Below are 16,215 nucleotides of genomic sequence, written 5' to 3'. Positions count from 1 at the left end.
GCGCTAGCGTGGGCGCAGTGGTGACTCGCCCTGCGGCCCCTGCGACGGCGCGACGCGACGGACAAACGCGCCAAAGGATTCGAGGTAGCGCGGGTCCAACCGATATGCATCTTCGTGTCCGCCGCCGGTCTCCACAAACTCGCGCGGTTCCCGCGCACGGTTGTAGAGCGCGCGGCCGTGCGCAAAAGGAATGACCGCGTCGTTGTTGGCGTGGAGGAAGAGCTTGGGCATGGACACGCGATCGATGCGTTCGAGCGATGGAAAATGATTTGCCATCAGCGCGCGGATCGGAAAAATCGGATAGCGTTCGGCGGCCACGCGATCCACGCCGGTGTACGCTCCCTCAACAATCAACCCGGCCGCTTCGGCGTGTGTGGCGAGCTCGATCGCTACGCCAGAACCGAGCGAGTGGCCGAAAATGATGATGCGGTTCGACGGAACGCCGAGTGTTTTGCGCAAGTAGTCGTAGGCACCCTGCGCGTCGTTATACAGACCAGCTTCGGTGATTGGACGTTTTTCGCTCGCGCCAAAACCGCGGTACTCATACGCGAACAAGCCCACGCCGAGTGCACGCAGACGCGTGTAGAAGTCCTGTCGCTTGGTGAGCGTGATGTTGCCGGCGTTGCCGTGACTGATGAGTACCCAGAGCGCGGTGGAATCATTTTGCATGGGAGGCATCACCCATGCTGCGAGCTTGGCACCATCCGTACTGGAAAAGGTGACGGGGCGCGCTTGGAGTGTGTCCGCTGGCGGATTGATGCGGCCGTTTTCGTACTGCTCAATGCTCGGGTGATACACGAAGTCTGTTTCGTTGACCTTGAGGTACCCCATCGCGCCGATGTACAGCAGCACCGCGCTGGCGCCCACGTACATGCCACCGCGTCGCAGTGCGGGATGCATTAGAAGGCCTTCCGGATGGCAGCGTCGAGATCCTGTCGTCCACCCACGCCACCGTAGACCACTTTGCCATTCTTGTTGATGACCACGACGTAGCTCGTGGCGGGAACGTCGTACGCATCGACTGCCTTGCCAGTGCGATCGTAGAACTGCGTGCCGCCGAGTTTGTGGCGGTCAACGTAACGTCGCACGAGTTCTGCGCTTTGGTTGACGCCAACAGCGACGCTCGCGAACTGCACCTTGCCCACGTATTTCTTTTGCATCGCGAGCCACACTGGCTCGAGTTCTTTGCAGTTCTCGCACCAGGTGGCCCAGAACTCAATGACGACTGGCGACTTGCCGATCAACTGCGACAAGTCGCTCGCCTTGCCGTCGAGGGTTTCGACCGTGGCAGATGGCGCGGCCGAGCCGACGGCGATTCCACTTTCCTGCGCGGCGAGCGGAAGCGCGGCGAGCAACATCGCGAAGAGCGCGGAACCCAAGAGACGTCCGAGGCGATGCGTGCGAGCGCCGTGCGTGAGAATCAGATCCACAGCTGGCCTGCCTTCAATAGGTAGTACTCGGCAACGCCGAGCATGACGATGGCGAACACCCGTTTGATCCAGAGCATCCACGCGCCGGCGCGCGGGAGGCGAGCTAGGCTACCGCTGGATACCCCGACCGCGACGAGGAGCGTGCACATGCCCAGCGAGAAGGCAAAAAGATAGGCAAATCCGAGGGCGGCCGACTTGGTCGAGGTGACCCAGGTGAGCACCGCCGCCATAACTGGGGCGGAGCAGGGGGCCGCGACGAGTCCGCTCATGGCTCCCATCACGAGGGCGCCGGCGAACCTCCCCCCCTCGCCTGCCGATGCGGCGCGGGTGAGAAGGGCGGATGGGACTCGAACGGGGATCACATCGAGCATCGAAAGGGCGGCCAAGACGAGGACATTGGCCATCACAAAGAGGAGCCAAGGGTTGCTGCTAACCGACCCAAAGAGCGAACCGCTGAGTCCTGCGAACAGTCCAAGCGTGGCGTAAACTACTGACAGGCCAACGACATACGTGAGGGAGAGCGCCAGCGCTCGAGCCTTTCCTGGCCGCCCAACGGAGGTGCCGCCGACGATCGCCGCGGTGATGGGGATCATCGGATAGACGCACGGGGTGAAGCTGGTCAGGACCCCGGCAAGGAAAAGTACGGGGATGGCCGTTAGCGGGTTGCCGGAGAGTCTGGAAGCAATATTTGTGATATCCACGGAGCCCCGGTTGAGACAAGGTGTTGTCCTGCTTTCATATGCTAACCAACGACAGAACGATCAATAGTTCAAGTCGGTTCCGGCTCAGGCCGAAGCTGATAGGCAAGGAGACCCACCATGATGACGCAGCCCGCTCCGCCCCACGCGCCACAAGCACCCCCTGATCCAGAGGCCATTTTCCAAAATGGCGTACGGGGGATTGAATCGCTTCCGGCGATTTTGAGCCTGATGCAAGCGCAGGTGAGTTCGGTCATTGCTCAGTTGCGCGATACGAGTGGTGAGCTGGAGGCGGAATCGGTGAGTACACTGCGCATGACGATGCAACAGCTCAAGAAAGTCTCACATGCAACGGAACAGGCCGCGCACGGGATTCTGGACGGCATCGATCGTTCGTTGGGGATGGTAGACGAACTCGAGAAGATGGACGGGGGCGCAAACCCCGCGGAAGCGGAGAAGCGCGAACGAATAAAGGACGAGCTAATGTCGGCGATCAATCAGGTGCAGTTTCAGGACATCACGTCGCAGCAGATCAAGCATGCGGCGAGCCTGTTGACGGACATGGAAGATCGGTTCAACTCGCTCGTACGGGCGCTCGATCCGGAGACGATTAACCAGCTGACGGCCAAGCTCGCGACGAACGAGCAGCACTTCGATCCCGAAGCGACGTATGGGGATCGTGAGCGTCGGCAGGGGCAGGCGGACTCAGTTTTTCAGAAGGGGTGAGGGGCGCGCCCCTTCACGGGCGTTGGGAATAGCGTAATATCCGTGCGCGCCTTGGTGCGCGCTGGCTGGCTGATTCCCTAGCGCTCAATGCCCGCTCCTTCTACTCGATTTCGCGTCAATCCGTGGGTCGCGCTGTTCTTTTCCGCGCTACTCATTATTGGGTTGTCCGTGTTCCGCGATTACGGCATCTCGTGGGACGAGATACCGACACGCGAGTTTGGGCAGATGTATGTCGCGCAACAGATTCCCGACATCTACGCGCTTGAAGCGTTGCGCGCCGAAAAAGGATTTGCGTGGGAGCGCCATGGCCCAGTGTTCGAAATCGGGCTGGCGACTATGGAGCGCGTCGCGGCCTTTTCCGACATTCGCTCGGCATTCTTTGCGCGACATTTCGCGACCTTCCTCGTGTTCGTGCTGGGCGTTGCACTGTTCTATGCGTTCTGCCGGCGCCGGTTCGGAACAGGACTCTCGCTCTTTGCCTCTGGAATGCTCGTGTTGACGCCGCTGTTCTTTGCGCACGCGTTTTACAACACGAAAGACGTCCCGTTCCTCACGCTGTTCGTGGCGACGATGCTCACGTTGTGCGTGTGGTTGGAGCGACCCTCCTGGCCGATCGTGATCGGTCACGCGGTGCTCACGTCGATGTTGGTGAGTACGCGCATCCTCGGCTTGCTGGCCGTTGGCTTCACGATCGTACTGACACTGCTTCGGCACCGTGACCGCGCCGCGCTCATTCGCCTTGCCGCATACGCCGTGTTGATCGCGCTGCTCCTGCCGCTGTTCTGGCCTGTGCTGCGGATTGACTACTGGGGCGTGTTTTCGCAGGCGGTCCTGAACGCGAGTAGCAACACGTTGAGCCCGCGGTCGGTGATGTTGTGGGGCGCGTCTGTCTCGCCGAAGCAGTTGCCGTGGTACTACATCCCGTCGTGGATGCTGGTCACGATTCCGATTCCATACCTCGTGCTGTTTGTGGCTGGCGCGGCGGTCGTCGCGCGTCGCGCCATCACGGAGTGGCGTGAGGTGCTGCAGGCACCGAGTCAGGATCTGGTGGTGGTGTGCTGGTTTGCCGCGCCGTTGTTGATGACGATTGTCCTGCATCCGATTCTGTACGACGGATGGCGGCATTTGTACTTCGTCTATCCAGCGCTGTTGTATCTGAGCGTGTGCGGTGCAGACGCGATATGGGCGTGGAGCCGTCGCTGGACTGCGGAATGGCCGGCGCGTCGGCGCGCCGCAGTCGCTGCGATCGGCGCGGCGCTTTGTCTCGCGCCCTCGGTGAACTTCATGGCGACGAGTCACCCCTTTGAGCATCTGTATTTCAATCAGATGGCCGGCGCTGATCTTGCGACCGCGCGCGGTCGGTTTGACTTCGACTACTGGGGACTGTCGTACCGGCCGATGTTGGAGCGGTTGGTGCGCATGGACTCATCCGCGGTCATCAAGGTGCGCGTCGAGAACTATCCGGGCGTGGCGAACTCACTGATGCTCGTGCCGAGCGATCGTCGACGGTTGCAATACGTAAAATCGCTCGAGGAAGCGGATTACTTCATCACGAATTTTCGGTATGCGGACGACCCCAAGCCGGATCGAGGTGAACTCTTCTCGCTCCGGCTTGGCTCGGCGACAATCGCCTCGTTGTACAAAGTGCCCAAGCCGTAAGCCATACCAAGGCGCGCGACGATCAGTCGCGCGCCTTCCCCCAGGCGGCCCAAATGGCATCCCACGATGCCGCCGCATCATCGTTATCACCTGATGCCTTGAGTGGTAACGCGTTGCGGTCCGGCGGTTCGACGCCGAGTAGGTGATGGACGAAGAAGTCATTGCGCTTGCGATCACCGTACGGGCCGCCCGACGTGTGATTCGCGCCCGGGATGACCAACAGGTCAAAGAACTTGTCCGCCTTGATGAGGGCGTTGACGACCTGCATCGTGCTGGAGGGATCGACGTTCGTGTCGAGTTCTCCGACCAGCAGTAACAGTTTTCCCTCCAACTGTTTCGCATGGTCGACATTGGATGAGGCTGCATACTCCGGGCCAAGCGGCCATCCCATCCACTGTTCATTCCACCAGATCTTGTCCATCCGATTGTCATGACAACCGGCGGCACTGAACGCGACTTTATAGAACTCCGGATGGAACAGGAGGGCACCGAGCGAGTTCTGCCCGCCGGCTGAGGTGCCGTAAATTCCAACGCGCGAGATGTCGTACCACGGGTACTTTGCCGCCACCGCTTTGTGCCAGAGAATACGATCGGCAAAGCCCGCGTCGCCGAGGTTCTTCCAGGCGACGTCATGAAACGCCTTGGAGCGATTCGACGTCCCCATACCATCGATTTGCACAACAATGAATCCGAGCTCCGCGATCGTTTGCATCGCATTGAACGCCGCGAATGTTTTGGGGACGAATGAGTCTTGTGGTCCGGCGTAGATGTTCTCAACCACCGGATAGTGTCGACTCGCATCGAAGTTCGTGGGCCGGATGATGACGCCCCAAATATCGGTGACACCATCGCGTGCTTTTGCGACGAAGGGCTCCGGCGGTTGCCATCCAGTGGCGCGCAATGCGCTCGCGTCGCCGCGCTCGAGTTCTTGTAGCACCGCCTGATCGCTTGTCCGACGGAGCTGCGAGACGGGCGGCACGTCCACGCGCGACCAGGTGTCGACGTACATGCTGTGATCGGCCGAGAAGTGCACCACATGGTTGCCATCGGCCTGCGTCAGCGCGGTGAGTGCGGTGCCGTCGAAGTTGATCCGATAGTACTGGACGAAATACGGATCCTGCTTGGCGTCCATGCCACTCGCGCGAAACCAGATTTGCCGTTGCGTGACGTCCACACTATCCACACCACGCACCACCCATCGGCCTTTGGTGATTTGTTGTTTCACGCGGCCCGAGATGCCGTCGTACAGGTAGAGGTGATTCCAACCGTCTCGCTCCGACATCCAAACAACTTCTTTTCCGTCGTCTACGTCGAACCGGAACAGCTTAGCCGAGTACTCAAAGAACGTGGGCATCCGTTCTTCGATAACGGCACGCACGCGCCCAGTGGAGGCGTCGGCTTCGAGCACGCGGAAAAGTTGATGACCGCGTTCGTTGTACTCGAACGTCACGGCGCGGCCGTCCTTGCGCCACGCGAGGCGTGCGAGGTTGTAGGGATTCGGAAACAGTGTCGCGTCGACGACCGATTCGGTGTGGGTGGAGAGATTGAAGAGGACGGGCTGTTGCACGTCGAGCACGTCGCCCGGCTTGGCATAGAATCGCTCAAACGTCTTGGGCTGTAGCTGATCGGCTGGCGACGATTCCACGTAGCGCACCATGCGCTGGTAGCCGGGCTTGACGCGGAAGGCGGCGAGTTTTTTGGAATCGGGAGCCCACACGATGCTTTGAATCCGATACGCGTTGCCCTCAGAGCCATCGGTGCTGAGCAGCGAATCCTTGGTAGATCCAACCGTGCGCACCGCCACGTTGAAGTTCCTGACGAATGCTTCCAGCCGACCGTCCGGGGAGAGGCGTGGCCGGTCATTCGGGCCGGTCCCGGAGCCTGGCGCTGCCCCGCCACCGCGCCCTGCTGCAGCCGTGGAATCTTTGGCACAGGCGTAATCGGCGAGTGAGCAGAGCCACGCTGTGCTGTCGAACCGGACGGCGATGCGGCGGCCGCTGTCAGCAAACGCAAAGGCGGTAAAGGGAAGTGTGAGCCCCGTGTACGGCTTACTCATGACGCGGGAGAGCGACGCGGCCAGTTTGTCGTGGTCAAACGCCGGCCGTTTTTTCGCTGACGCCACGTCGTAGAGAACAAAATCGCTGCCACCACGGACGGCTCGGCGGTACCAAAACGTGTTGGTGTGCTCGATCCAGTTGGCTGGCTCCGGCGCCGCGACCACCAGCCCCGTCACGGCGGCGCGCAGCCCGTCGGAGCGTTTGTAGTCGGCGAGCGTGCCCTGCGCGGCGGCCCGATCGGGGACGGCGATAGACAATAGCAATGCGACGGAGCTCACCAACCGAGCACTGCGCACGGCGGCACGAAGAAGCGGGCGGAACGGCATTGGCAAACTCCGTGAACGACGTCGACGCGATGGGAATTCCGGCACTTACCAGCCGAGGAACCTCAGAGACCCCAAATATCCTCAATTCTTCCGCAGTGTGGTAACTTTCATTCGGAAATAGCGAAGCGTAAGGTCTCGGCAGTATGGAGTCCTCCAAGTACTGATGGAGCCCTCGATACGGCTAGGCCATCCGCACCGCAAGTCATTATTCATCAACGTGTAAGGACTGATCGGGCATGGCGCCGCAGCTTATTTATGTAATGAAGGGCCTGCGCAAGGTGATTCCGCCCGCGCGCATCATTCTCGACGACATCTGGCTGTCGTTTTACCCTGGCGCCAAGATCGGCGTGCTCGGACCAAACGGGTCGGGCAAGTCGTCGCTGCTCAAAATCATGGCCGGCATCGACCAGGAATTTCAGGGCGAAGCCTGGGCGCATAAGGGAACGAAGATCGGCTACCTCTCGCAGGAGCCAGAACTCGATCCCACGCTCGACGTGCGCGGCAATGTGGAACTCGCGCTCCAAGAGCAGCGTGCTGCGCTCAATGAGTTCAATGCGATTGCGATGCAGTTCGCCGAGCCAATGGACGATGCGGCAATGGACGCCTTGCTTGTGAAGCAGGGGAAGCTGCAGGAGTACATTGACCACCACGATCTGTGGAATCTCGACAACAAGATCGACGTGGCAATGGACGCGCTTCGCCTGCCGCCGCCGGATGCGGATGTGACCACGCTCTCTGGTGGTGAGAAGCGTCGCGTGGCGCTCTGTCGCGTGTTGCTCGAAGAGCCCGACATGTTGCTCCTCGACGAACCCACCAACCACCTCGACGCGGAGTCGGTGGCGTGGCTTGAGCATCATCTCGAGAGTTTTGCCGGCACGGTCGTAGCGATCACACACGATCGATACTTCCTCGATAATGTGGCCAAGTGGATTCTTGAACTCGATCGCGGACGTGGTGTGCCGTACGAAGGCAACTACAGTGGTTGGCTCGAGCAGAAGGCGGCGCGTATGGCGCAGGAAGAAAAAGTCGCGAGCACGCGCCAAAAGACACTCGACCGTGAGCTCGAGTGGGTGCGCTTGGCGCCGCGTGCGCGACAGGCCAAGAACAAGGCGCGTTTGCAGAACTACGAAGAACTGGTGAGCGAGGCGCAGCAGGAAAAGGTGGTGCAGAATGAAATCGTCATCCCGCCGGCGCCGCGACTCGGCAACGATGTGGTGGTCGCGAACAAGCTCAAGAAGGGGTTCGGCGACAAGCTGCTCTTTGAGAACCTCACCTTCTCCCTGCCGCGCGCGGGGATTGTCGGGATTATCGGGCCGAACGGCGCCGGTAAGACGACGCTGTTCCGCATGATCAACGGGCACGAAACCGCGGATGAAGGCACGCTCAAGGTCGGCGAGACGGTCATCATCTCGTATCAGGATCAGAACCGAACGTTGGAAGGGAAGCGCACGTTATGGGAGGAGATCTCCGGCGGCCGCGAGTTGCTGCCGGTGGGGAAGAAAGAGATGAACTCCCGTGCGTATGCGTCGTCGTTCGGCTTCAAGGGTCCCGATCAGCAAAAACTGGTCGCGAACTTGTCGGGTGGCGAACGGAATCGGTTGCACTTGGCCAAGACGTTGCTGACGGGTGGCAATCTGTTGATGCTCGACGAACCGACCAACGATCTCGACGTCGATACGTTGCGCGCGCTGGAAGAAGCGGTGCTCGATTTTGGCGGATGTGCGGTGATTATTTCGCACGATCGTTGGTTCCTTGATCGCGTGGCGACGCACATTCTGGCGTTTGAGGGTGATTCGGATGTGGTGTGGTTTGAGGGGAACTTCCAGGCGTACATCGAGGACTTGAAGCGTCGGAAGGGACCGGATGCGGATCAGCCGCATCGGATCAAGTACAAAAAGTTGGTGCGCGGGTAAGCCACGCTCAATCGAAGCGCTCGTCGCACACGCGACGCACTCCAGAACCACCGAGGCCGCATGCGTTCCCTGATCACCTGTTGCATGCTGCTCCTGTTCACGGCGACGAGCGCTGCATCACAGACACCGGACTCACCAAAAGCCGGCGCGGCCGCAATCGCCGCCGCACAGGCGTTGCTGCAGGCGATCTCGACACGCGACACCGCGCTCGCGCGGCGCGTGATGGTGCCGGGCGCCACGCTGGCCTCCATTCCTGACCCTGCTTCGCCCACGGCCGTGCCGCGGATTCAGTCGGACACCGCGTTTCTCAACGGACTCATGACACGTCCGAATCGCCTCCTCGAACGGATGTGGGCACCCACGGCGTACGTGAATGGCACCATCGCACTGGTCTACGCGCCGTATGATTTTTACATCGACGGAACGTTCTCGCACTGCGGCGTAGATACCTTTACGCTCGAGCTCGCGCCGCAGGGATGGCGCGTGTCGCACATTGCGTACACGGTCCAGCGCACCGGCTGTGCGCCGAGTCCGCTCGGTCCACCGACAGATCGCTAGGCGCATCAGTATGAATATTGTGCGCCGCGCCAGCGCGGTCGGCCCCGGCGTATTGCTCTGTGTGATGGTGGCGATTGCGTCCATCGGCGTCGCCACACTCGAAACGCGATGGCTCGGGCATCCGGTCATCGAAGGGCTCGTCGTCGCGATTCTCCTCGGCTTAATCGTACGCACGATGTGGACGCCCGGAGCGCGGTTCGAAACTGGCATTCAGTTCACCGCGCGCGAAGTGCTTGAGGTGGCTGTGTTCTTACTCGGCGCTTCGGTTGACCTGCCCCTGTTATTGCGCGCGGGGCCATCGCTGGCGATTGGCATCGTACTGCTTGTGGTGCTTGGGCTCGCGGCGAGTTACGCGATTTGCCGCGCACTCGGACTGCCGAAGCCACTCGCGATTCTCGTAGCCTGCGGCAACTCCATCTGCGGCAACTCGGCGATCGCCGCGGTGGCGCCAGTCATTCGCGCGAATCGCGAACATGTGGCGTCTGCAATTGCCTTCACGGCCATTCTCGGCGTGGCGGTGGTACTCGGCCTGCCATTGTTGATTAGACCGCTCGACCTGAGTCACTACCAGTACGGCGTGCTGGCCGGGCTTACCGTGTATGCGGTGCCTCAGGTGTTGGCAGCGGCGTTTCCTGTGAGTTTGCTCTCGGGGCAAGTGGGAACGCTCGTAAAACTCGTGCGCGTGCTGATGCTCGGGCCTGTGGTGCTGTTCTTTGCCGTGACACACCGTGAACGCGGAGCGGCAACCGCCGCGCCGCACGTGCAGCTCGCACGAATGCTTCCCTGGTTCATTGTGGGATTCCTGGTGCTGGCGGGTGTGCGCTCAGCGGGAATGATTCCGCCGACGTGGGTGGATCCTACCCGCACGCTGTCCGGCTGGCTCACCGTCGCGGCGATGGCCGGACTCGGACTCGGCGTCGACATCCGCGTGCTCGGACGCGTGGGGCGCCCCGTCGTGATGGCGGTGAGCGGTTCGCTTGTGGTGTTAATCGTGCTCGCCGTCACGATGATCCGAGTACTCGGGATTCAATAACCGGAACGCACCACGCCAGATGAGCGTGCTGTCCTCATCTGGCGTTAAGTGATGCTCGGAGTCCTCAGCCGCCGAGTGACTTCACGAGTGCAGCCACCTCCCGCACCTTGGCTTCCACCACCGGCGATTCCGGCAGGGAACCCGCGACGGCATCCGGTGTCTTGAGTCCGTTGCCTGTGATGCAGATGACGAGTTCGTCGTCGGCCGTGAGCTTGCCTTCGCGTGCGAGCTGCACGGCGCCGGCCACTGTGGCGCCGCCAGCAGTCTCAGTGAAGATGCCCGCCGTCTCAGCGAGCAAGCGAATTCCGGCAACGAGTTCTTCGTCGGTGACCTTGGCGCCCCATCCACCAGATTCAATCATCGACTTAGCGGCGTACGGGCCGTCGGCCGGATTACCGATCGCGATAGAACGGGCGATGGTGTTCGGAAGCTCTGGCGTAATCTGCGTGCTCCCACTCTCAACCATGCGAACGATCGGGGCGCAGCCACTGGCCTGCGCACCGTAGAGCCGCGGCGACGGGCCGTGCACGAGCTCAGCGTTCTGAAATTCACCGAACGCTTTCTTGAGTTTGGTGAGGAGCGATCCACCTGCCATCGGCGCAATAATGGCCGTTGGCAAGCGCCAGCCCAGCTGTTCGGCGATCTCAAAGCCCATAGTCTTGGAACCTTCGCCGTAGTAGCCGCGAAGGTTCACGTTCACCATGCCCCAGCCAAATCGGTCGGCGAGTTGCGCGCACAGACGATTGACATCGTCGTAGTGTCCCTTCACGCGCACGAGATGCGGATTGTAGACGGAGGTCGCGATAATCTTTTCGCGCTCAAGATCTTCCGGCACAAAGATCCACGCGTCGAGCCCCGCGAGCGCCGCGTGCGCGGCGACAGCGTTGGCGAGGTTCCCCGTGCTAGCACACCCAACGGCACTCAGGCCGAGCGCGTGAGCGGCGTTGATCGCCGTCGTAACGACACGGTCCTTGAACGAGAGTGTGGGCTGACACACCGAGTCGTTCTTGATCCATACACGAGCTACGCCGAGTTTGGCGGCGAGGCGCGGGACTTCCACCAGCGGCGTGAAGCCGGTGTTCCGGGAGTGCACCGGTTCACCTTCGAAGGGCAACCACTCACGATACCGCCAGAGGTTGGCGGCGCGACGCTCGATGGTTTCGCGATCCGGCAGCACGCGATGCTTGGAGTAGAGCGGCTCGAGCGGGCCGAGGCATTGCTCGCAAATCGCGATGGGAGCGGCTTCGAATTCCGTGCCGCACAAGCGGCAACGTTGCGGAAGAATGCGGAGCGTGGATGGAGTGGCGGTTGCGGTCATCTGTTTGCGCGTTGAGAGCGTAAGCGTTCGGTCGTAGGGAACTGACGTTTGTAAACGGATCAGGGCAGAGAAGGGGCTAGTACTTCGCGACGGTCGGATCCACGTCTGCGCTCCAGCGCAGAATGCCGCCGGTAAGATTTGCCACGTTCACAAATCCCGCTTCACGCAACTGGCGAGCGGCCTTGGCGCTCCGCATGCCACTCTTACACTGAATGACGTACGACGCGTGCCGATCCAGTGTCGGAATGGCGGCGGGGAACTGTCCCAGCGGAATGAGCGTCGCGTCATTGATATGTGCGATGTCCCATTCAAACGGCTCACGGACGTCGATCAACGTCACCGTGCCAGCGCGCAGGCGATCGGCGAGTTCAATTGGCGTGATTTCCGCTAGTTCGTCGGAAACCGGTGCCGGCGGTAGAATGCCACAGAACGCTTCGTAGTCAATCAGCTTGGTGATTTCGCGCGTGCCACACGCCGGGCATTTTGGATTCTTGCGAAGCTTGACGGTGCGGAAGGTGGCGTTGAGCGCGTCCACGAGGAGGAGACGTCCCACGAGCGATTCGCCGATGCCGCAGATGAGCTTGATGGCTTCTGTCGCCTGAATGGTGCCGACGAGTCCCGGCAACACGCCAAGCACGCCGCCTTCGGCGCAACTCGGCACAAGTCCTGGAGGGGGCGGTTCCGGAAAGAGGCAGCGGTAGCACGGGCCGTCTGCCGTCGCAAACACCGAGGCTTGCCCTTCGAAGCGAAAGATGCTGCCGTACACGTTGGGGATGCCGAGCAACACGCACGCGTCGTTGACGAGATAGCGCGTGGGAAAGTTGTCGGTGCCATCGACCACGAGATCATAGCCGCGAAAAATGTCGAGCGCGTTGGCCGCGGTGAGTGCGGTGTTGTACGTGGTGAGTTCGACGTGCGGATTGATGTCATGAATGCGATCACGCGCGGAGTCGAGCTTGGGGCGTCCGATGTCCTTGGTGCCGTGCAGCACTTGGCGCTGCAGGTTGGTGACGTCGACGACGTCGAAGTCCACCAGGCCGATGTGGCCCACGCCAGCCGCAGCGAGGTACAGGGCGAGCGGTGAGCCCAGTCCGCCGGCGCCCACGAGCAGCACTTTCGCGGCCTTGAGTTTGCGCTGACCGAGCAGGCCCACATCCGGCAGGATGAGGTGGCGCGAGTAGCGCTGGATCTCGTCGTTGGTGAGTTCCGGCAGCTCGGCAGCGTCAGTCGTGTTGAGCGATCCAGTCGATGCCATGGCCTCAGCCCCCTGCGATGGCGGGAACCACCGTGAGTTCGTCTCCGTCGCTCACTGGCGCGGCGAATCCGCCGATGAACCGAATGTCTTCGTCGTTCAGATAGAACGTGACGTAGGCATAAGGATTTCCCTGTTCATCGCGCAACCGGGGCGCGAGCTGGGGAAAGCGTTCGGCCGCGTTCGCAATGATGGCGCCGACCGTATCGCCTTCAACAGCGAGCTCTTTGCTGTCGGCGAGCTTGGCGAGGATGGCCGGGAGAAACAGTGTGGCGGACATGGTATGGTGATCCGGTTGGGTGATTCGTACGTCGTGCAGAGAATGCGAGCGATGGGCAGTAGAGAAGAGCGCAACGATCGAGAAAGAAAAAGGCCGCTCGTTTGAGCGGCCGGAGGCGACGTTGAGGGAGAGTCGGACTACTTGAGTCCTGTTCTGCCGCCGCGCTCCGGGCCGCTACACATCGACATGCCGCACATGGGCATGCCGTCGTGGCGGCGCATCATCATGTGTTTTGGAAAGGGCAGGGTCATCAGCGGCGTGCGAAGGAGGAGTGCGAAGGAGGAGTGCGGCGAAAACGGCGATAGGGACAACAAAAAGCCCGGGGGCAGGGCCACCGGGCGGGTTGCGTTTTAGCATTTATTTAACGTGGCTGCAATAGGCGGCAAATGACCACGAGTCTTCAGTTGTGAGTAGTAGTATCGGCGCGCACGGGGGCAAAGTCAAGAGGGGTGGTTTGGCGCAGCGCCATTGTCCCCGGTCTGCATGAGACGCGTAACCGATGGTGGAGCAGGTTGACACGCGCTGTATATGATTATATAGTAATATAGTCATTCAGCACCTCACTCCAGTCGCCGCTCATGCGATCCTCGATCTTCCTGCTCCTGACCGCCTGCTGGGTCACACCCGTGGGCGCCCAACTTCGGCTCTCCGACGCGCTCGCGCGCGCCGATGCCGCCGCCATCGCCAACCGAGCTGCCGACGCACAAGGCGATGTGGCGCGCGCTCAGCGCCTCGTGCCCCTGCGCGGCATTCTTCCCTCTGTGCGAGCCGAAGCGGGCTACGTGCGCACCACCGATCCTATTGGTGCGTTCGGAACCGCACTACGCCAACGCCGCGTCTCACCGGCCGACTTCGCCCCCGATCGGCTCAACTACCCGGATGTCGCTTCAAACTACACCGGCGCGCTGGTGCTCGAAGTGCCGATCGTCAACGCGGACGCCTGGATGGGACGCACCGCCGCCAGTCGTGCGGCAGATGCCGTCACCGCCGCTGGTCAATGGACGCATCAAAGCACCCGCGCGGATGTTGTGCGCGCGTTCTATGGAACAGCGCTCGCCGACGCCCGCGTGCGCGTACTCGAAGCGGCCACGCGTGCGGCAGCGGGCCACGTCAAGCAAGCGCAGTCCGCACTCGCAGCGGGGTTCGTCACGGCAAGCGATGCAATGCTCGCCTCCGTAAAAGCAGCAGAGTTCGAAGCCGAACTCGCTAGCGCGCGCGGTGACGCCTCAACCGCGCGTCGCGGTCTCGCCGTCCTCCTCGGCTACACCGATGGGCGATTGCTGGACCCATCTGACGCGTTGCCGAGTGCGGCAGCCCTTCGCGCATTCGCCGCGGTGGACACTACAATAGCCACCGCACCGCGCGCCGACGTGCAAGCTTCACAGGCGGGTACCGCGGCCGCGAAAGCCGACGCATTGCGCGCCCGTGCCCTGTATCTGCCGCGAGTGAATTCATTTGCGCGATATGACTGGAACGATCGCGCTCGCATCTTTGCCAACGATCGCAACTGGACGGTTGGCGTGATGGCAAGTTGGTCGCCCTTTAGTGGCGCCAGTGAAATCGCAGAATCCCGCGCCACCACCGCGCGCGCGGCGGCTGCGCAGGCCATGCAAGATGGCGCAGTTGCCGCTGCCGGCCTTGATGCGGCACGAGCGCTGACCGACCTACGCGTCGCACTCGAACGCTTAGCAATTGCCGAACGATCCGTCGTCCAAGCGACCGATGCGCACCGCATCGTCAGCCGTCGCTACGACGGTGGACTTGCCACGGTGGTCGAGTTGCTCGACGCCTCGGCTGCAAACACACAAACCCAGGTGGCGCTCGACAAAGCGCGCTTCGATGTGATCGTCGCGCTGACCGCGCGCCGCCTCGCGATCGGCGCCGACCCTGGCCAGCTCGCCTCACTCAACAGCGAAACTCCGTCTCGTTCCTCTGAGGAATCGTACTAATGAAGGCCTCCTTCCTGCTCGCCCTTCCGCTCTATGTCGCTGCCTGCGGCGCGCCCGCCGAGACACCACGCGCGCAATCGGCGGTTCCCGCCGAGGGTACGCTCGTCGCGGTGCGCGACACGAGCATCGACGCCACGATCGACGCTGACGGTATTGCGGCCCCGATTGCACAAGCCACGGTCTCAACCAAACTGATGGGCACGGTGGTTGAAGTGCTCGTGCGTGAAGGCGATCGTGTTACGAAAGGCCAACCACTCGCGCGCATTGACGCGCGCGACATCGACGCCAAACACGCACAGGCCAGTGCCGCCGTGGCCGCTGCAGAAGCCGGGCAAGGGCTCGCGTCGGCGCAGGCGCGCCGTATGCGCGCACTTCTGGCTGACAGCGCAGCCCCAAAGGCCGCGGTGGATGCCGCCGAATCCGCGCTCCAGCAGGCCGATGCCTCCGTGCGCGCCGCACGCGCGATGACCGCTGAAGTAGATGCGGTGCGCGACTACGCACTGGTGCGCGCACCGTTCGACGGTGTGGTGACCAAGCGCTTTGTTGATCCCGGTGCCTTCGCCGCTCCGGGAATGCCGCTCGTGCAGGTGCAGGATGTGTCACGTCTTCGCGTGACCGTCACCACCACACCGGCCGCCGCCCGTGCGCTCGCCCGTGGCGCTCGTGTGAGTGTCACCATTGACGGACACGCCGTGTCGGCAAGCGTCGAAGGTGTGGTGCCGTCACCGACCGGCGGTGTGTATGTGATCAATGCGATTGCCGACAATCCGAGTGGCTCGCTTCCGTCCGGCGCGTCTGCCACGGTGCTGATTCCCGCAGGACATCGGCGCGCACTGCTGGTACCGGAAGGAGCGCTCGTGCACGATGGCGATATGACAGCGGTTCGCGTGAGTCGCAACGGCGCGGCCGAGCTCCGCTGGGTGAAAGTGGGCACGGTGCGTGGCACGCTCGCCGAGATTCTGTCTGGGGTAGCGGCAGGCGAACAGGTGCTGGTGCGTAGCGCGGCTGGAGCCTAA

At 62.0% G+C, this 16,215-nt stretch carries 14 protein-coding genes; 7 read left to right on the top strand and 7 right to left on the bottom strand.

Annotated elements, in window-relative coordinates; all coding sequences use genetic code 11:
- Positions 1-3: 3 nt before the first annotated feature.
- From NTZ43_15175 to NTZ43_15165, 3 genes are read right to left on the bottom strand one after another with little or no spacing between them, the layout of a single operon-like run.
- Positions 4-900 (bottom strand): alpha/beta hydrolase, encoded by an 897-nt coding sequence (locus NTZ43_15175; GenBank protein MCX5768560.1) that lies wholly within the window; start codon positions 898-900, stop codon positions 4-6.
- On the bottom strand, positions 900-1,430 hold the full coding sequence (locus NTZ43_15170; GenBank protein MCX5768559.1) for a TlpA disulfide reductase family protein: 531 nt from the start codon (positions 1,428-1,430) through the stop codon (positions 900-902). The genes NTZ43_15175 and NTZ43_15170 overlap by 1 nt, the downstream gene beginning before the upstream one ends.
- Entirely contained in the window at positions 1,421-2,131 is a 711-nt protein-coding gene (locus NTZ43_15165) for a sulfite exporter TauE/SafE family protein (GenBank protein ID MCX5768558.1), read from the bottom strand. Before NTZ43_15165 ends, NTZ43_15170 begins: the two co-directional genes overlap by 10 nt.
- A gap of 117 nt (positions 2,132-2,248) precedes the next feature.
- Here NTZ43_15165 and NTZ43_15160 point away from each other — a divergent pair, with 117 nt between their 5' ends.
- A complete protein-coding gene (locus tag NTZ43_15160; protein ID MCX5768557.1) occupies positions 2,249-2,854 on the top strand; it encodes a hypothetical protein in 606 nt (201 codons plus the stop codon).
- A gap of 87 nt (positions 2,855-2,941) precedes the next feature.
- The gene (locus NTZ43_15155; protein MCX5768556.1) at positions 2,942-4,513 is read left to right on the top strand and encodes a glycosyltransferase family 39 protein; all 1,572 of its coding nucleotides are present in this window, start codon (positions 2,942-2,944) and stop codon (positions 4,511-4,513) included.
- A gap of 22 nt (positions 4,514-4,535) precedes the next feature.
- Here NTZ43_15155 and NTZ43_15150 read toward each other — a convergent pair whose 3' ends face one another.
- Positions 4,536-6,896, bottom strand: coding sequence for a DPP IV N-terminal domain-containing protein (locus NTZ43_15150; protein ID MCX5768555.1), 2,361 nt, complete (start codon positions 6,894-6,896; stop codon positions 4,536-4,538).
- Positions 6,897-7,132: 236 nt separating this feature from the next.
- On the opposite strand from NTZ43_15150, the gene ettA reads away from it, so the two are divergent.
- From ettA to NTZ43_15135, 3 genes are read left to right on the top strand one after another with little or no spacing between them, the layout of a single operon-like run.
- A complete protein-coding gene (ettA, locus tag NTZ43_15145) occupies positions 7,133-8,809 on the top strand; it encodes an energy-dependent translational throttle protein EttA (GenBank protein MCX5768554.1) in 1,677 nt (558 codons plus the stop codon).
- A gap of 60 nt (positions 8,810-8,869) precedes the next feature.
- Positions 8,870-9,367, top strand: a complete 498-nt coding sequence (locus NTZ43_15140; protein MCX5768553.1) for a hypothetical protein — start codon at positions 8,870-8,872, stop codon at positions 9,365-9,367.
- 10 nt (positions 9,368-9,377) lie between these two features.
- Entirely contained in the window at positions 9,378-10,400 is a 1,023-nt protein-coding gene (locus tag NTZ43_15135) for a putative sulfate exporter family transporter (protein ID MCX5768552.1), read from the top strand.
- Positions 10,401-10,464: 64 nt separating this feature from the next.
- On the opposite strand, the gene thrC is transcribed toward NTZ43_15135, so the two are convergent.
- The 3 genes from thrC to NTZ43_15120 form a co-directional block, all read right to left on the bottom strand.
- On the bottom strand, positions 10,465-11,718 hold the full coding sequence (thrC, locus tag NTZ43_15130) for a threonine synthase (protein MCX5768551.1): 1,254 nt from the start codon (positions 11,716-11,718) through the stop codon (positions 10,465-10,467).
- 76 nt (positions 11,719-11,794) lie between these two features.
- On the bottom strand, positions 11,795-12,973 hold the full coding sequence (gene moeB, locus NTZ43_15125) for a molybdopterin-synthase adenylyltransferase MoeB (GenBank protein MCX5768550.1): 1,179 nt from the start codon (positions 12,971-12,973) through the stop codon (positions 11,795-11,797).
- Positions 12,974-12,977: 4 nt separating this feature from the next.
- Complete coding sequence (locus NTZ43_15120; protein MCX5768549.1) at positions 12,978-13,250, bottom strand: MoaD/ThiS family protein; 273 nt, start codon at positions 13,248-13,250, stop codon at positions 12,978-12,980.
- 578 nt (positions 13,251-13,828) lie between these two features.
- Between NTZ43_15120 and NTZ43_15115 the strand changes: the two genes are divergently transcribed.
- Positions 13,829-15,199: a TolC family protein gene (locus NTZ43_15115; GenBank protein ID MCX5768548.1), complete on the top strand. Its 1,371-nt coding sequence runs from the start codon at positions 13,829-13,831 to the stop codon at positions 15,197-15,199.
- On the top strand, positions 15,199-16,215 hold the full coding sequence (locus NTZ43_15110) for an efflux RND transporter periplasmic adaptor subunit (protein ID MCX5768547.1): 1,017 nt from the start codon (positions 15,199-15,201) through the stop codon (positions 16,213-16,215). The genes NTZ43_15115 and NTZ43_15110 overlap by 1 nt, the downstream gene beginning before the upstream one ends.

This window comes from Gemmatimonadota bacterium, assembly GCA_026387915.1.
Taxonomy (GTDB): Bacteria; Gemmatimonadota; Gemmatimonadetes; order Gemmatimonadales; family Gemmatimonadaceae; genus Fen-1231.
The sequence above is the reverse complement of the archived record's forward strand: the minus strand, read 5'-3'. Positions and strand labels throughout refer to the sequence as shown.